The 16,193-nt window shown below is 55.6% G+C and carries 18 protein-coding genes and 3 tRNA genes; 11 read left to right on the plus strand and 10 right to left on the minus strand.

The genetic code is table 11. The features are described 5' to 3' along the window. Positions 1-54: 54 nt before the first annotated feature. Positions 55-540, minus strand: coding sequence for a single-stranded DNA-binding protein (locus tag ACZ6ZO_RS05415; protein WP_465291130.1), 486 nt, complete (start codon positions 538-540; stop codon positions 55-57). A gap of 117 nt (positions 541-657) precedes the next feature. Further along, complete coding sequence (locus ACZ6ZO_RS05420; protein ID WP_465291132.1) at positions 658-2,685, minus strand: bifunctional copper resistance protein CopD/cytochrome c oxidase assembly protein; 2,028 nt, start codon at positions 2,683-2,685, stop codon at positions 658-660. 97 nt (positions 2,686-2,782) lie between these two features. Here ACZ6ZO_RS05420 and ACZ6ZO_RS05425 point away from each other — a divergent pair. Then, positions 2,783-2,856: transfer RNA gene (locus ACZ6ZO_RS05425), tRNA-Arg, on the plus strand. A gap of 317 nt (positions 2,857-3,173) precedes the next feature. Here ACZ6ZO_RS05425 and ACZ6ZO_RS05430 read toward each other — a convergent pair. Continuing rightward, positions 3,174-4,040, minus strand: a complete 867-nt coding sequence (locus ACZ6ZO_RS05430) for a DUF6882 domain-containing protein (RefSeq protein WP_465291134.1) — start codon at positions 4,038-4,040, stop codon at positions 3,174-3,176. After that, complete coding sequence (locus ACZ6ZO_RS05435; protein ID WP_465291136.1) at positions 4,013-4,531, minus strand: CAP domain-containing protein; 519 nt, start codon at positions 4,529-4,531, stop codon at positions 4,013-4,015. The genes ACZ6ZO_RS05430 and ACZ6ZO_RS05435 overlap by 28 nt, the downstream gene beginning before the upstream one ends. Before the next feature lie 143 nt (positions 4,532-4,674). On the opposite strand from ACZ6ZO_RS05435, the gene cmrA reads away from it, so the two are divergent. The 4 genes from cmrA (at position 4,675) to ACZ6ZO_RS05455 (ending at position 7,082) form a co-directional block, all read left to right on the plus strand. After that, positions 4,675-5,475, plus strand: a complete 801-nt coding sequence (gene cmrA, locus ACZ6ZO_RS05440) for a mycolate reductase (RefSeq protein ID WP_182385555.1) — start codon at positions 4,675-4,677, stop codon at positions 5,473-5,475. Beyond that, positions 5,476-6,111 carry an oligoribonuclease gene (gene orn, locus ACZ6ZO_RS05445; protein WP_182385554.1) on the plus strand — a complete coding sequence of 212 codons (636 nt, stop codon included), beginning with the start codon at positions 5,476-5,478 and terminating at the stop codon, positions 6,109-6,111. 51 nt (positions 6,112-6,162) lie between these two features. Next, positions 6,163-6,238: transfer RNA gene (locus tag ACZ6ZO_RS05450), tRNA-His, on the plus strand. Positions 6,239-6,584: 346 nt separating this feature from the next. Beyond that, positions 6,585-7,082, plus strand: a complete 498-nt coding sequence (locus ACZ6ZO_RS05455) for a DUF305 domain-containing protein (protein ID WP_465291139.1) — start codon at positions 6,585-6,587, stop codon at positions 7,080-7,082. On the opposite strand, the gene ACZ6ZO_RS05460 is transcribed toward ACZ6ZO_RS05455, so the two are convergent. Next, positions 7,079-8,245, minus strand: a complete 1,167-nt coding sequence (locus ACZ6ZO_RS05460) for a L,D-transpeptidase (protein WP_465291141.1) — start codon at positions 8,243-8,245, stop codon at positions 7,079-7,081. The two genes, ACZ6ZO_RS05455 and ACZ6ZO_RS05460, sit on opposite strands and share 4 nt — an antisense overlap. A gap of 214 nt (positions 8,246-8,459) precedes the next feature. On the opposite strand from ACZ6ZO_RS05460, the gene ACZ6ZO_RS05465 reads away from it, so the two are divergent. Continuing rightward, positions 8,460-8,532 (plus strand) — tRNA-Lys (locus tag ACZ6ZO_RS05465). Positions 8,533-8,816: 284 nt separating this feature from the next. Continuing rightward, positions 8,817-9,380, plus strand: coding sequence for an isochorismatase family protein (locus ACZ6ZO_RS05470; protein ID WP_465291143.1), 564 nt, complete (start codon positions 8,817-8,819; stop codon positions 9,378-9,380). Positions 9,381-9,440: 60 nt separating this feature from the next. Here the strand turns inward: ACZ6ZO_RS05470 and ACZ6ZO_RS05475 are convergent, their stop codons facing one another. After that, positions 9,441-9,719: a DUF3618 domain-containing protein gene (locus ACZ6ZO_RS05475; RefSeq protein WP_182385530.1), complete on the minus strand. Its 279-nt coding sequence runs from the start codon at positions 9,717-9,719 to the stop codon at positions 9,441-9,443. A 103-nt stretch (positions 9,720-9,822) separates the two neighbouring features. Here ACZ6ZO_RS05475 and bcp point away from each other — a divergent pair, with 103 nt between their 5' ends. Next, a complete protein-coding gene (gene bcp, locus ACZ6ZO_RS05480; protein WP_182385529.1) occupies positions 9,823-10,290 on the plus strand; it encodes a thioredoxin-dependent thiol peroxidase in 468 nt (155 codons plus the stop codon). Between the two features lie 4 nt (positions 10,291-10,294). After that, positions 10,295-10,912 (plus strand): TetR/AcrR family transcriptional regulator, encoded by a 618-nt coding sequence (locus ACZ6ZO_RS05485; RefSeq protein WP_182385528.1) that lies wholly within the window; start codon positions 10,295-10,297, stop codon positions 10,910-10,912. Between the two features lie 113 nt (positions 10,913-11,025). Here the strand turns inward: ACZ6ZO_RS05485 and acpS are convergent, their stop codons facing one another. Beyond that, positions 11,026-11,400, minus strand: a complete 375-nt coding sequence (gene acpS, locus ACZ6ZO_RS05490; protein WP_465291146.1) for a holo-ACP synthase AcpS — start codon at positions 11,398-11,400, stop codon at positions 11,026-11,028. A gap of 269 nt (positions 11,401-11,669) precedes the next feature. Here acpS and ACZ6ZO_RS05495 point away from each other — a divergent pair, with 269 nt between their 5' ends. After that, entirely contained in the window at positions 11,670-11,963 is a 294-nt protein-coding gene (locus ACZ6ZO_RS05495; RefSeq protein ID WP_465291148.1) for a hypothetical protein, read from the plus strand. A 116-nt stretch (positions 11,964-12,079) separates the two neighbouring features. Continuing rightward, positions 12,080-12,373, plus strand: coding sequence for a winged helix-turn-helix domain-containing protein (locus ACZ6ZO_RS05500; RefSeq protein WP_182385525.1), 294 nt, complete (start codon positions 12,080-12,082; stop codon positions 12,371-12,373). Positions 12,374-12,439: 66 nt separating this feature from the next. Here ACZ6ZO_RS05500 and ACZ6ZO_RS05505 read toward each other — a convergent pair whose 3' ends face one another. The 3 genes from ACZ6ZO_RS05505 to ACZ6ZO_RS05515 all read right to left on the minus strand — a co-directional run bounded on the left by ACZ6ZO_RS05505 (position 12,440) and on the right by ACZ6ZO_RS05515 (position 16,137). Beyond that, the gene (locus ACZ6ZO_RS05505) at positions 12,440-13,294 is read right to left on the minus strand and encodes a helix-turn-helix transcriptional regulator (RefSeq protein WP_465291151.1); all 855 of its coding nucleotides are present in this window, start codon (positions 13,292-13,294) and stop codon (positions 12,440-12,442) included. Between the two features lie 96 nt (positions 13,295-13,390). Continuing rightward, positions 13,391-14,776, minus strand: coding sequence for an L-serine ammonia-lyase (locus tag ACZ6ZO_RS05510; RefSeq protein ID WP_269149328.1), 1,386 nt, complete (start codon positions 14,774-14,776; stop codon positions 13,391-13,393). Between the two features lie 38 nt (positions 14,777-14,814). Continuing rightward, positions 14,815-16,137 carry an aromatic amino acid transport family protein gene (locus tag ACZ6ZO_RS05515; protein ID WP_465291153.1) on the minus strand — a complete coding sequence of 441 codons (1,323 nt, stop codon included), beginning with the start codon at positions 16,135-16,137 and terminating at the stop codon, positions 14,815-14,817. Positions 16,138-16,193 lie beyond the last annotated feature (56 nt).

A 16,193-nucleotide genomic window follows, 5' to 3' on the forward strand; every position in this document is an offset into this window, starting at 1 on the left:
GGCGCGGACTACTCGGGGCAATCCAACACCACGCCTTATCGACGCCCCGACTCGCTAGAACGGTGGCTCCCCCTCTCCCGAGTCCCCAGTGGCGGCGGAGACAAGATCGTTGCCTTCCTCTTCTCCGACGTTTTCCACCCGGCCGTCAGCAGGGGTGACGTCCTCAGCTGGAGTTACGTCCACCTCAGATACCTTCTTGATCCCCACGGTATGGGACTTAAGGTCAACCCCCACGTGCTGGGCGCGCAGCACTACTCGGGACTGCTGTTTACCGTTACCATCCAGCCACTCATGTGTCACCAGCTTTCCAGTGGCGATGATCGGCAGCCCCTTCCCCAAGCTAGCTGCACAGTTGACGGCGAGGTCTCCCCAGCATTCCACGGTCAGGTACAGCTGGTCGTAGTAGTCCCATTTGTCTTCGTCTCGCTTCACAGCCCGGGACGCGGCAACGCGCATGGTGAAAAAGGTGTTGGCTTCGATGCGGCGAAACTTCGGGTCAGCGACGATGTTTCCGGCGATGGTGTAACTGTGTTGTGCCATTGTCTGGTCCTTTTCGTATCTCAGTGACAAGTTACGAAGCTGACAATGGCAGATGGTGAATGAGGCGTCGATAAGCCTGCTGCTCGCCCTGTGGATAACTTGCGTTATCCACAGGTTTTAGCGTTCGAAGGTCTCGCTGTAGTAATCGTCGTGCGGATTTTTGCCATGCTGGAAGGCTGCGAGCTGAGCGTTATAGGCCTCCAGATCGTCCTCCACCTCCTGCGGATTCGACTCCATTTCGGTGGTACGGCGCCGGTCATCGGCGAACCATTCCCAAATCAGCACCGCCCATACGATGAGCAGTGGGAACTGACCAGAACCCCAGGAAATGCCACCACCGACGACCTGGTCGTGCAGCAGGTCCACATGCCACGGCAAGCCGAGCTTGGTGTAGAACTCTTCACCCATGATCTGGGTGGCCATCATCAGGTAAACGCCGAAGAACAGGTGGAACGGCATGGAGAACGTCAGCCACCCCAGCTTCGACATCGGGCTGTGCTCCACCGGAGACTTATCCACGCCGATGAGATCCCAGTAGTACAACGAACCGGACCACAGGAACACCACGTTCATGATCAGGTGACCGGCGTGCTCATCAATCATGATCTCGTACAGCGGAGTGATGTACAGAATGTAGAAAAACACCACGAACTGGATCGTGTTCACCGCCGGATTCATCAGGAACCGTAGCCACGGATTATCCACCGCAACCTCAAGCCATTCCCGCGGACCAGGATTATCCGGGGACGGGCGCAGCGCCTGTAGGAAGAGCGTCACCGGCCCACCGAGCACCCACGCCACCGGGGCGCCCATCGTCAAAATCATGTGGCCGACCATATGCATGGAGAACGTTGCTGGCATGTTCATGCCGATACCGGAACATACCGTGAGCAGCAGCACCGCACAGCCCAAAAGGAACCACAGGGTGCGGGTAATCGGCCAGCTACCTCCGTTTTTGTGGACCCGTAGGACAGCCCACAGGTAGCCGACGGCAAAGATAATCGCGGCGGCCCCAAAGAGAATATCGAACCGCCACATAGTCCAGACATTCCAGAATGTTGGCTCCTGGTACAGCCTGTAGCCGAGCTCAATATCCATGGTGTTGAGGTCAACATTTCGTGGCGGTGGCGGCGGGGTGCGCCCCAAGGAAATCGCCACGCCCGTCACCGCACCCATAACCAACACTTCCACGGCGGCGACCCGACGGAACAGCTTGTTATTGTCCGCGAGCTTCGGGATCGTGAGCTGACGGTGCACGAAACCGAACAGCGCGAGCACCACCACCCCGATTGTCTTAGCCAAGATCAGCAGCCCATATCCGGTGGTGAGCAAATCGGTCCAGTGCATCCGGATCGACGTATTAATCACGCCCGACACTGCCATCACCACCACCGACACCAGCGCCACCGCAGAGTAGCGACGGACCGCTACATCCAACGCAGGGCCTTTACGACGCCCATGCGCAATCAACGCCATGAGTCCACCGACCCACAACATCATGAAAATCAGGTGCCAAAGGTAGGAATTCGTGCCATAGTCATGATCGCCACCCGTGGCTGAGTGACCTTCCATGCCCAGCGGTACCACAGCCAAGATCGCACCAGTGAGCCACACCGGCTGCATGATCCACCGGTAGGTAGTCAGCGCCCCTAGACCAGTGATGAGTGCAAAACCTGCCGTCACCTGCCATGCCACCGATGTGGACACCAATTGCAGCGCCTGCAACCACTGCGTCGGATTCAACGTGTCCTTCAACGGCGAACCAGACACATCCGACAAGTACATCGGTACCATCAGCTGCGCGATCACCGCGAAGCACAGACTTGATACTGCCCCCGTCCGGGCCGCGATACTCCCATCCACACTGAGCAGAGTCGACTGCAGATCAGAATCCTTCGGCTTGATAAAGAAAGCAGCCGCCATAAACGAGCCGATCGCAAGCGCAGCCAACATCAACCCCGCCGACCTCAAAAACGGCAACCCCGCCGTCGTCAGCGGACCAGGATCTGGAATACCCAACGCCGCAAGAGAAGCCCCCAAAAACGCCCACGAAATAACCGCACCGACCACACCCGCGGTCGCTGCGAAAATTACATAGAGCACCTTCGAGGTCCGTGGCCTGTCCCCGATCACCTTTTCCGTCATGCTAATACCCTAACCCCGGGCAAGGGGTAAGGCCCTAATTTGCAGGCCCCTACCCAGCGTGCGGTAAAGTTCCCGTTAGCCCCTGTGTGGGGCCACTCCCTCCTTAGCTCAGCGGATCAGAGCAGACGGCTTCTACCCGTAAGGTCGCAGGTTCGAATCCTGCAGGGGGGGCTTTTTAGTGCGTTCGCGCCACACCCATACTAAGGAAACCAGGAATAACGCTGGCATGATCCACGCGAGATAGTGCCACTGATGCGCCCCAAAATGTGTTTCATCGGCGCTCAGACCAGCGAAGTAGCCAAGGGCCAGGGATACGATGAACAGGCAGCTGGCTACAGCGACACTAACTACTTTCATGTAACGGATGTTAGTGGAGTTGGATAGGGATTGGTAGGGGCGCTGCTAAAAACTACGCCTTCCGTCGCGTTTGCCGGGGTGTTTGAAACCGGTAGGCGTAGGGTTTTATCACGCGGGACAAATCCCTATCATCACTCCCCGCGCTGCTCGTTCGACATGCTGTCCAAGTGATTGTTAAACGCCAATTGGATGTTCGTTATCCGCCCCTGTTCATCCTGCGTGACCTGAACTTCGTGTTGTGCTCCGTCACTCAGCGTGTAAGTAGCTACAATGCGACGATCCGACGGGAAGCGTTCGATCGCGCACTCCACCCCTTTGAAGTGGCTTGCGACTCCTTTGAGCGACCACTCCGGGTCATCAACCAACGGCAAATAACGCGGAATTTTTGTGAGCAAGGTGTTCAGGTCTGGGCTAGGGACAGTTAATGGACCGGCATCATCGCGAATATTGTCCAATTTCCATACCACGCGTGATCCAGCATTGTTGAAGGCCGCTTGGTAGAAGTTCGCTTCAGGGCCGAAGATAAAAAACCCTGTGTTGATGACGTCATTGCCGAGGTTAGCGATAGTGTTCGCGACGTCATTAACTACTTCGTAAGGGACCTCCTGCGTTGTGAAGCTGGAAAAGTTGCACTGCTCACCGAAAGCACGGTAGCCGTGCGATGCCTCGGGACGGAAATACTCCTCTTCGCCTTCGATCATGGGCGACCAACGCCACAGCAGCGTGGCGGGATCCACTGCAATCGAGGCGACCGGGTACGTGTCGCAGTACACTCGGCCACGGTCCGAGGCGAAAGTGAGCACTCCTCTGTCGTATGCCGCCTGATAGTTCGGCCCCAATGAGCGTTCGAGGAGTGCGCCAAACATATCTTGTTTAACCATGCTTAGCAGGGCGGAATACTGTCCTATTCTCCAAATTTCAGGGATTATGGCTGCGAGACTAGCATCACACTTTTCGACGCGCAGGGTAACTAAGTGAACTGCGCCACCAGAATCCAACGGCCCTCAGCCTGGTCAAACACCAGCCCAAACCCCACTCGTGACAGGGTGCCGTCCATCAAAACCTCGTGGTGAGGTGGGGAGTCGATCCACATCGGAACAGCCATTCCCAAATTCGGCACGCGGGCAATGACCTCCATAAATAGGCCACTGTGATCCATTGTGTGGATGTTGTTCAGGTAAACGGCATGGTTGTAGGCGGTTTCCCCAAGACCAAAGTCGTAGGTGAAGGGCTGCAGGCCTGCAGCTACACGACGTGCATTCAGTTCAGCCAGCACGGGGTCCAGCAGCGCATTGCCGGTGATAGGAGCTGCAGTCACACCAGGAACAGAGGAACCTGCTGGCAGTGGTGAAAGTTGGAAAGTTGGCAGCTGGATTGCTGGCAGTGGTGGGAGCTGCGAACTGCCCATGACCTGCGCGTGAGCAGGTGCGGCTCCCCCGGCTACAATCGCGGTAGCCAGGATCGGGGCAAAGAGGCGAGCTAAACGCATGGGATGGAAGTCCAATCGATCGATGATCAAGAATTGATAACAGATTAACCCCAATTCGGCTCAGTTGCCTAAGAAACTGACGAATCCGTCGTGAAGCAAGCGCGGTTAAGATGGGTGCAGCACCCCGACGATCAAGGAGAACGATGGCTCTTCCACACCCCAGCCCCACCGCCCGTGCGCTCGTGACTGGCGCTAGTCAAGGTATTGGTATGGCGATGGCGCGCGACCTTGCTGACATGGGTCACAACTTGATTTTGGTGGCGCGTCGTGAAGATGTGCTCACAGAGTTTTCCGCTGAACTCGAACAAAAGTACGGCATCACTGCGGAGGTGTACGCCTGCGATCTGGCTGAACACAACGCCCGGCGCGCACTCATCGAGCACATGCACTCGCGCGAGATCAACATTCTGATTAATTCCGCGGGTATCGCCTCTTTCGGTCCTTTTATGGAGCAGTCCTGGGATTATGAGCTCACGCAGTTCCATCTCAATGCCACTGCATGTTTGGAGCTGACCCGTGCTGCTCTCGATCAGATGCTGCCTCGAAATGAAGGCGCAATCTGCAACGTAGGGTCGTTGGCGGGCGACATGGTGATCCCGAACAACGCCACCTACATTTTCACCAAGTCGGGACTGAATAAGTTCACCGAGGCTTTGCATTATGAGCTGCGTGGCACGGGTGTGACGTGCACACTTCTGGCTCCGGGGCCGGTCCGGGATGCGGTGATTCCGGAGGACCAGCAGTCGATTGTGGATCGCGTCGTCCCCGATGCGCTGTGGACCACCTATGAGTCCTGTTCGCGGGAGACCCTCGAGGCGATGGCTGCGGGTAAGCGTCGGGTCGTGCCAGGCCCGCTCGCGAAAATTATGGAGGTGGTCACCAACGTCGGACCTACGCGACTGGTGGCACCTATCCTTGGCAATTTTTACAAGAAGATGAGCTAGATGACTGACCCTATTCCCATGAAAAATGACCGCCTCGTCTGGATTGACCTGGAGATGACGGGGCTGGACCCGAAGCACCATGTGATCGTCGAGGTCGCAGCGCTCGTCACCGACGCCAACCTCAATATCCTCGGCAGCGGCGTCGACCTCGTCGTCCATGCCACCGAGGCAGAGCTGGCCGAAATGGACGACTACGTGCGGAATATGCACACAAGCAACGGGCTTATCGACGCCATTAGCTCCTCAACCTTGTCCCTGACGGATGCCGAGGACGCCGTGCTTGCGCTCATCGAAGAACACTGCTCCCCCGACCACCCCGCTCCCCTGGCTGGCAATTCGATTGCAACTGACCGCACTTTTATCCGGGAATACATGCCGCGTCTTGACCAGGCATTGCATTACCGGATGGTCGATGTGTCCTCCGTGAAAGAACTCGCGCGCCGTTGGTACCCGCGGGTCTACTTCGCACAGCCCGAGAAGGGGATGTCTCACCGGGCGCTCAATGACATCGTCGAATCCATCCGCGAGCTCGACTACTATCGCCGTTCCCTCTTCGTTGCGGACCCTGGCCCAACAACGGAGGAAGCTACCGCTTTCGCAGCCTCCGCTGTGGACCACTACCAGCGGTTTTTGTAAAACTGGACTCGTGCATTAATATGAACTGCGCTGCTTAAAACAGCAGCGATGGTGGCTGTAGTTCAGCTGGTAGAGCACCAGGTTGTGATCCTGGGTGTCGCGGGTTCGAGTCCCGTCAGCCACCCCAAAGTGACCCGCCCTCTCATGTTGAGGGCGGGTTTTGCATATCTTTACGTCTGAGTTAAGACTTCCCTGGGACTACCATCAGTTTTGTGCCGTAGGTGCTGTTTTTTCAGTACATTCGACATCAACGAAGCTTTTGTACAGGAAGGTGGCAAATGAACAGAGCGTTTTTCGCTGTTGTGATGCCAGCAGTAGTTCTCACGGGGTGTGGGTCCCAGGAGACGCCTGTGGCTTCGGAAGGAGCGAAGCCGATCACCGTCGTTACGCCCACACAGGCGTCAGCCACGCCTATGTTCAGTGCCCCGACGCCGTCTCCCTCAGCTACCCCTTCTATAAAGCCTTCTTCTGCCATGCCACGCCCGGGGGCCGTCGATGAGGTGCCACGAGAGACAGATTTCAACACTGTCGACGTGATGTATCTTGCGGAGTCCGTGGTCCGCAGCCGGCGTATCGTGTCCACCTCCGAGATCCTCTTGGCTGCCGACAATATCTCGCCCGAAGCGAAAGATATCGCTACCCGTGTGAGTCAGAAACATTCCGCCCGGCTAGCCACCCAAGAACAGCTCCTCACCACCTGGGGCATTACCACCTCACCCGAGGTGCTGTTCCCACCAGCACCGATTGGGATTCCGACCCAGGCGGACGTGGACCAGTTGCATTCGATGCACGGGAAGGATCTGGAGAACCGGTACCTCAATTTGCTGCAGGGCAACATAGCGGGCGCGGTGACTTCCGCGCAGCAGCACCTCGGCAAGGGATTTAACCCGGAGCTGCAGGCTGCCGCGCAGCTGGTGGTGGATGAGGCAGAAAAAGAACAGGCCCCCATTATGGAGGCCTTGAAGGGTTAAGCGTTTCCTGCGCTCCACTCCTCCCACGGGATGTTCCAGTCGCCGAGTCCGTCGTAGCCGGACAGGGTGCCACCGATGGTGTTCTTCACGGTAACGATGTCACCGCGCTTGAAGTTCTGTTGGAACCAGGCTGCGTTTTCCGTGGACACGTTGATGCAGCCGTGTGAGGTGTTTTGGCTACCCTGCGCCCACACAGACCATGGGGCAGCGTGAACGAAAATACCGGAGTAGCTCATCTGGGTGGCGTATTGAACTTTAGTTTTGTAGCCGCCCGCATCAAGAGCGAGGCCGTAAGTGGTCGAGTCCATGACCATTTCCGGGTAGGAATCGCCGATGATGTACACGCCGTTGGGGGTTGGCCACTGCGAGGAACCGAGCGAAACCGGCATCGTCTTGATGACGGCGTCACCGTCGTAAATGCTCATGGTTTTAGTGCTGTCATCAACCACAGCAGTGTAGCCGCCAACAACGTTGAAGGAAGTAGCGTTATCCTCGCTGCCGTACACACCGCCGCCGAGATCTACTCCGTAAATGTCAGCCTTCACGCTTACTGACGTTCCCGGATTCCAGTAATTCTGCGGACGCCAACGCAACTCATAATCATTCAGCCAGTAGAAAGCCCCCTCAACCTTGGGTTCTGTGGTGATGGTGATTGCTTCCTGCGCCGCCTTACGATCCTGAATCGGCGATGAGAACCGTATACCAATGCTCTGGCCCACACCCACGTTCATACCTTCGAGCGGGGAAAGCGCCACATACGCCGTGCCGGCCGGGCTCTGAGTGGTAAAGACCGACTTAGCCAGGGCCCCATTCGACCCCTCCGCCGTCACCGTGTAGGTGCGGTAGTACCCAAGCACCTCCGAGGTGGTCCAACTCTTGTTATCAGGGGAAATCTCTCCCTGGATCACCTTGCCGTCTTGATTCGTCATCTGGACGTCGGTAAGCGTGCCATCCAGCGCCTTTACTGTCACAGCCTTCGCGGGGCTCACCCCCTGCGCGCCGTCCTCAACCGAAATCGCAGGTGGCAGCTTTTCGACGACCGCTGCCTGCTCCCTATCAGCCCCCTGCTCCCCGGCCCCGCTATCACCGCGATCAATGGTGCAGCCAGCCAATGCCACTACTGAAATCAGTGCGACAACAACCGCCCCGACGGACCTCTTCATTTATCCTCCGAAAACTGAACTTTGTTAGGCCACTAAATGTATCGGGTTCCGAAGCGAAAACGCTACCGAAATCCACGAAGTTAGATAACGATTCAGTAGCTATTGTTCCCACACCCCAAAAACACGCCCTGAACAGGCGATTTTACTTGCAAGGCACATAGCTGTTATATTTTTCTTCGTTGCCAGCGAGGCCAAGAGCTTCACGGACAACGATGCGCCATTAGCTCAATTGGCAGAGCAACTGACTCTTAATCAGTGGGTTCGGGGTTCAAGTCCCTGATGGCGCACAAGTAAAACACCGTCTGACCTAGTCAGGCGGTGTTTGTTTTGTTAGGGGTTGGCGGCCCGTTGGGCCTTGTCACTTTAATTCCCGGGAAGCGTTTCCCGGATCTCGTCAGAGAATCGAGATTCACTGCTGCTTTTTTGAAATTCTTACCCCGAAACCCGGGAAATGCTCCCCGGGTTTCATCACTAGAGCCCCTTCACTGGATCGGCACGGATTAGTCATCCATTCACCAGCTCTTAGGACACATTTGTCTGTTTTATATATGCCTTCGGTAACATTGTATGCATGTCTTCCGCACTGCTCATCGTTGATGTTCAAAATGATTTTTGCCCTGGTGGCGCAATACCTGCTGCTAATGGGAATATCGTTGGGGAAAAGATTGCGGAACTCGTTCGTAGCGAACACCACTATGACTACGTACTCGCCACCAGGGACTGGCACATCAAGCCAGGGACTCACTTTTCAAAGAATCCAGATTATTTGGATACTTGGCCTGTGCACTGCGTAGCGGATTCGCTGGGGGCTGAGTTCCATCCGGCCCTCGATCTCGCTTTCGCAGAGTTTCCTCCCACGGCGCTGTTCCCCAAGGGCCAGTACACGCCAGTGTATTCCGGTTTTGAGGGAGCTTGCCAGGGCGTTCTGCTGGAGGATTACCTTAAGGAACACGGCATCACACACCTTGACATCGCCGGTATCGCTACGGACTTCGTCGTCCGGGAAACAGTGCTGGATGCAGTGCGAAAGGGCTTCAAGGTTCGGGTTTTGACCGAACTAGTTGCACCGATGAATAAAGAATATGCAGAACTAGCGCTCCAGGAAATGGAAGACGCCGGGGCTACCCTGGTGTAGAGAAAAAACGGCCGCGACAAAGGCTTCTATTGCCCCGTCGCGGCCGCTGCTTTTTATCTATTAGGAACGCTCAGCGAGCATCCGCTGGATCGCTTTCAGGTCGCGGTTCTTCTTCCGGGAGCTAGCAACAGATAGCCCGATCAAGCCTGCAACAACGAGTACAGCGCCACCGATGGCAGCCTGAATCTTCGGATCCTGCAGCTTAACCGCCAAAGACTGCTGCGCGTCGCTTACCAGCGCCTGTGGGCGGCTGCGTTCTGCCAGCTGGTCAAGGGTGCTAGCGAGCTGACGGCGAGTGCGTTCAATGTCGCGCTGGATGTCATCGATGTTGCGTGCCACGAGGTGTCTCCCGAAATTAAAAGAGTTAGTGCTTACTTCGCTTAACTCTACCTGTTTAGGTGCCCGCGCTGCAGCAAAGCATGCTCACGGTAAGCTAAAACGCATGAGACTTGACGTTGGCACCCCTGCCCCAGAATTCAGCCTAAGCGATGACACCGGAGCAACCGTCTCCCTTTCCGACTTCCGTGGCGAACGGGTTGTCCTGTTCTTCTACCCGCGCGCAAACACCCCAGGCTGCACCAAAGAAGCCTGCGATTTCCGCGACAGCCTCGCCCCACTCAACGAGGTCGGGATTAAAGTCGTCGGCATTTCCCCCGACGCTCCTGAAAAACTCACGAAGTTCCGCGCCGACCACGACCTGAACTTCCCATTACTTTCCGACCCTTCCCGTGAGGTTATGAAGGCATACGGAGCATTCGGGGAGAAGAAGAACTACGGCAAGATCGTCGAAGGGGTTATCCGCTCGACGTTCCTCATCGAAGCCGACGGACGCATCGGCCTGGCGCTCTACAACGTTCGTGCTACCGGTCACGTTGCGCGCGTCCTTCGCGAGCTCGGGGTATCCAGCTAAAGTCATGTCCGAGATCCTCGTCCCCCGTCGTCGTCCCGCGCAACAGCGCAGCCGCGAAAAGTACAGCCGTATTTTGTCGTCGGCGCGCGCCGTGCTTGTCGACGCCGGATTCGAGTCATTCACGTTCGACGAAGTGGCCCGCAGAGCCGAGGTTCCCATCGGCACGTTGTACCAATTCTTCGCCAACAAATATGTACTGATCTGCGAACTCGACCGCGAAGATACCGCAGCGATCGTCGCCGAACTCAACGCATTCTCCAAGCGCGTCCCCGCACTACAGTGGCCGGAATTCCTTGACGAATTCATCGACCACCTTGCCAAGCTCTGGAAAGAGGACCCCTCCCGGCGCGCCGTGTGGCACGCCGTTCAATCCACCCCAGCGACCCGCGCCACCGCAGCCGCAACCGAGAAGGAAATGCTGTCCATTATCGCGGCAGTCATGGAACCTCTCGCACCCCGCGCACCACTAGATATGAGGCTCGGACTGGCTGGAATCCTGATCCACACCGTCACTTCCCTACTCAATTACGGGATCCGCGAGGATGAACACTCCTTCGACGCTACCGTCGCAGAAATAAAACGGATGCTTGTGGCATATCTGTTTGCCGTCGCCCAGGTGTAGCAGCCTGCATCGCTAATGTGCGGGACCTGGAATTCGAGTCTAGGTGAATAAAATACCCAAAAAGCAAAAATAGCAGATTTGCAGCTCCCGCTCTCGAATTCCAGGTCTCGCGGTTAGCGGTCCGAGGGTGCTGGTGCCAACAAGCACACCGCCGTGGCGTAGTCGCCGTCGTGGCTAATCGAGACTTCGACATGGGCAGCAACCAAGTCTTGGCGTAGGCGCACGCGCCCCCACTGATCTTGCTCGATGCAAAGCTGTGACCAGATCATTTCCTCTGCAACTGGTGGCTGGTCATACATGGATTGCGACCAGGCTTTGACGAAGGCTTCTTTTGCCGCCCAGCACCCGGCGAGATGCTGGGTGCGGTTGGTTTTCCTGGTTGCACGTCGCAACTCTAGCGGGTGAAATACCTCCAAGAAGCGCGACCCTGGCTGTTCTAATTGCGTAGCAAAACCGGGGATGTGGACAAGGTCAATGCCAACGAACAAGTAAGCTCCCGTATCTAATCAGATGATGCGGTTAAGCCTACTAAATGCGAGCACCGGTGCTGGTCGAGAACATGTGCACTGCGTCATCGGATGGGGCAATGCAGAAGGTATCTCCTGTCGGATTTGGTAATGCAAACTGTACTTTTACCTGGATTTTCGTCAGTTTGCATTACCAAATCCGGCACGAGTTTCTGGAAAGCTCTTGCCAACATGGAAAGTTGTTTCTTTACTCAAGCTTGTCAGCACAACACCCACCAAGGAGCCCAACAATGACCACCCCAGAACAAGCCCGCGAACAACTTCAACTCGCTAACCCTCTTTCCTCCCGCGCCAGTAGCTTCAATCCAGTGTGGATCACGTACGTGGCCTTGTGCACTGCCGGAACGATCTACGTCATGGGCAGGCATTGGGCACCGGATTCACTGATCCCCACCATCCTCAGCGTCACCTGGACCGTAGTGTTCTGCTCTATGCTCGGTGTGTTTGCTATCGTCCAACCAGCCACACGCCGAGGTTTCGGCAAACGATGGGGCGTAATGATGTCCCTGTGGGCGATCACGTAGGTCCTCGCCACGGTCCTCCACGCGAGCCTCGACACAGCAATGTTCCTGTCCACTATCTTCCTCCTGCTAGTTGTCGCTGGCACAACCTGGGAAGCAATCGTGAATCGAGTAGTCCGATGAGCGCTCACCCCCGCCTCGACCTCAACCCTGCATTCAGCAACCCCTTGCGATTCTCCCTGGTAGCAGCATTGTCAGGAGTGGATTCGATGGTTTTCAAAGACCTACGAGACTATATCGCTACCACCGACTCCCCCCTCTTCAAGCACGCGTCTGCCTTGGAAGAACTGGGGTACGTGAAGATTAAAAAGGGGTTCGTCGGCAAGAAGCCGCAAACAAAACTGTCTCTCACCAGCGACGGGCTTAAGGCCTGGCACACCCACCTCGCCACACTCCAAGCAATTGCAGGCTAGTGACCAAACGCCAAAGCCCAGCAACCTCAATTTTGCAGGTTGCCGGGCGTATTGGGTTTTTAGCGCTTATTGCCGCACGCGCACCAAATAGCGGTAGATGGTCGCCTCAGACACGCCGAGCTTGGCTGCGGTAGCCGCAATTCCGCCTTTGAGCAGATAGAACCCTGCTTCATCCAGATCGGAAACCACGTTGAGCCGTTCGTCTACCCCCATGTTCTCGATCACATAACCATATTTCGCAATCGCACCACCAAGCATTGACTCCAGTAGGTTGTCCAGGTTGGATTGCAGATTTTCCATCGTGTCTTCTGCAACGGTTTTAGGTGCTGACGGCGTGGTGAAGTCCATCACTGCTTGTTTCTTCACCTCGTCGACCGGACTTAAGTCCTGGAAGCCACCCAAATCCACCGGCTGATCCTCAATGGGGTCAGGCATTGGCAGCATTTCCACTTCATCTTCGTAACCGTTGGCTACCACTGGTGTCGATTGGCCGATTTGCGGCCCAACGAATCGGTGAAACTGAACAAAATCAGTAATGTCTACGTTGACGCAGATCATTCCGATGAGTTCATTTTGTTCGTTTCTGATGAAGTAGCTTGAAGATCGACAGATCCTTCCAGCGCCGTTTACTGCGCGATAGCCTGCCACATATGGCACAGAAGACTTTGCCCCCTGACGCATGAACCACAATGCAAAATTCGTAACTGGGCCGCCGAGCTTTCGACCACTAATGTGGCCGTTTACGATCGCAATGATTGACTCGTCGGGAACAGTTAGGTCGTGAAGCACGATTTCACAATTGGGACCGATGGCCTGGCCAAGAAATTCCACCAACGGCACGTATCGATCATATAGATCCTGCCGATCCCGGACCGGAGCTGACATCATGAGATGTTGCATTGCTTTCGGATCTTGTTTCATCGCCATCATCTTCTCTACATAACCACTGCACATCACCTCGACACACCGGTAGTTGATGTGTCGAGGTGGTGAGAACTTTCTTGCCTGATTTTAATACTACGAGCAAGGCAAAAGTACTGGAAATACCACTTTGGCCAGACCGCCGGCAGAAGTTTCACGGTACTTATTGTCCATGTCTTTTCCGGTTGCATACATTGTTGCAATGACCGAATCGAGCGACACTGCTGGCTCGGAGTCTCGGTTTATCGCCATCGTGGCGGAGTTGATTGCCTTCACAGCACCAATGGCGTTTCGTTCTACACAAGGAACTTGGACTTGCCCACAGATGGGGTCACAGGTGAGCCCAAGGTTGTGCTCCATTGCGATCTCCGCAGCACTGCATACCTGGGCTGGAGTTCCGCCCAACAGTTGCGCCAAGCCTGCAGCTGCCATTGAACAAGCAACCCCCACCTCACCCTGACAACCAACTTCGGCACCAGAAATAGAGGCATTCATCTTGTACAGAGCTCCGATTTGGGTGCAGGTCAAGAAATAGTCAGCGTAGCTGTCTGGGGTGACCTTCTCGACGAATTTGTCATAGTAGGCCAAGACTGCTGGAACAATGCCACACGCACCATTGGTAGGTGCGGTCACCACTCGACCACCGGCTGCATTGGTTTCGCTCACTGCGAAGGCAATCATGTTCACCCAGTTGACGCTTTCCAGGGCGCCCAACCGGTGGGGAGCATCTTTGGACTCAATGCGATGCTTCAGTGCTGCGGCACGACGAGGGATTCGCATTGGCCCCGGCAGCACTCCGTCTGTATGGAGCCCCCGATCAATGCCTTCCTGCATGACTTCCCATACCCGTGCCATATGCTCCCGGACCTTTTGCTCACCATGAGCTGCAATTTCATTCGCCATGGCCAGCTCTGGGATACTGAGCCCCTTTTGATTACAGAGTCGGAGCAAAGCATCGGCAGTTGGGTACGGATATGGCACTGGCTGGTGCGTATCGCATCGCTTTCCGATCTCCGAAGCCGGCATAACGAAGCCACCGCCAATGGAACAGTAGAACTTAGTGAGGACTTCCTCTTCGCCACGGTAAGCAGTCAGCGACATCGTGTTTTCGTGAGCAGGATGGAAGTCACTGCGGAAGACGATCCCATTCTCCCCGTCGAAGGCTACCTCCTTTTGCGAGCTACCGATATTCAGCTTGTTCGTGGAGCGAACGGTATCGAGGAAAATTGGCATCTGATCGATGTCGACCGTCTCTGGTTCAAACCCCGCCAGGCCCATGATGATCGCATTGTCGGTGGCATGTCCCTTGCCGGTCAGTGACAATGAACCATACACTTCAGCGCTGACGCGATCCACCATGCTGATGAGTTCTGATGCTTCCAGCTCGTCGACAAAGCTCTTGGCTGCTTTCATAGGACCAAGAGTGTGTGAGCTCGACGGCCCGATTCCGATTTTGAACATTTCGAAGATGCTGATGAACACGGCCTTATTACTCCTTTTTCAATTCCAGCAGCAGCTGTTTAGAAAACCTGGAAGATGTTGTAGACGATGGTGCACACCGCAACGACACCGATGACTGTGGTGAAGTAGTTACCAAAGTGCCCACGGAATCGCTTCAATGCTGGAACCTTGTAGATCGCGTATTGCGGCAGCAGGAAGAGCAGGATTGCAATCGTTGGGCCACACAGGGTTTCAATCATTCCCAAGATGGAAGGGTTAGCCCAAGCCACGAGCCAAGAGCTGACCAGCATGAACATCAACGTGAAGTTGTGCAGGGACTTACCTTCTGCAAATTTCTTATTACTCGACGCGCGCTTGACAATGCCTTCAAAGCCCTCAGCTGCGCCCAGGTAGTGGCCCAGGAAGGACTTTGCGACGGCGATGATGGCAACAACTGGTGCAACCCAAGCGATCACTGGATCATCGAAGTGATTAGCCAGGTAGGACAAAATCGTGATGTTTTGCGCCTTGGCCTCAGCGATGTTTTCTGGGCTCAGCGACAAAGCGGTCGAGAAAACGAACAGCATAACCACAACAACCATCAGAATTTCAGCGGAAGCCAGGATTCGACCGGTCTTCTTATCGCTGTTCGCACCGTAGATCTTCTTATTCTCTTTAGCAAAGGAAGAGATGATTGGCGAGTGGTTGAACGAGAACACCATCACTGGCACGAGCAACAGCAGCGTAACTGCAAGGCCGTGGCCAGAAGCTGCGGAAACCGATTCCAGGCTAAACGTAGTGAACAGTGCGCCGCTCCACTGTGGAATCAGGTAGAGAGAGAGCAGCACCAAGATAGCGATGAACGGGAAAACCAGGACAGACATCACTTTGACCACTACGTTTGAGCCAAAGTTGACGATCAAGATCAATGAGCCAACCAACAGTCCAGCAAGCAAACCACGAGGTGGAGCGGACATGTGGAGCTGGTGTTCCATGAAAGAGGTAACTGTGTTGGTGATGGTGACGGAGTAAACCAACAGGATTGGGTACACCGACAGGAAGTACAGAACTGTCATCGCCAACCCAGCCTTGGAACCGAGGTGTTCTTCCACTGCCTCAGTGAGGTCTCCTTCTTCCGAGGAAGACGAGAGGACAAACCTGGTGAGAGCACGGTGTGCCCAGAAGGTCATTGGGAAAGCGACAAACGTCATGATCAACAGCGGGATAATACCGCCGACACCTGCGTTGATTGGCAGGAACAGGACGCCAGCACCGATCGCAGTACCGAAGAGGCTGAGCATCCAGACGGTGTCGTTCTTCTGCCACTTGAGGGCAGCATATGATCGGTCGGCGTCGCCGGAGCTTCCTAGTTGTGAATCACGAGATTCCGTAACGAGGGACATGAGTTTTCCGTTCGATGGCGGAGGAATGAGAAATTTTTGCATTTCGCTCACTTCTC

It is taken from the genome of Corynebacterium sp. NPDC104732 (genome assembly GCF_055583565.1).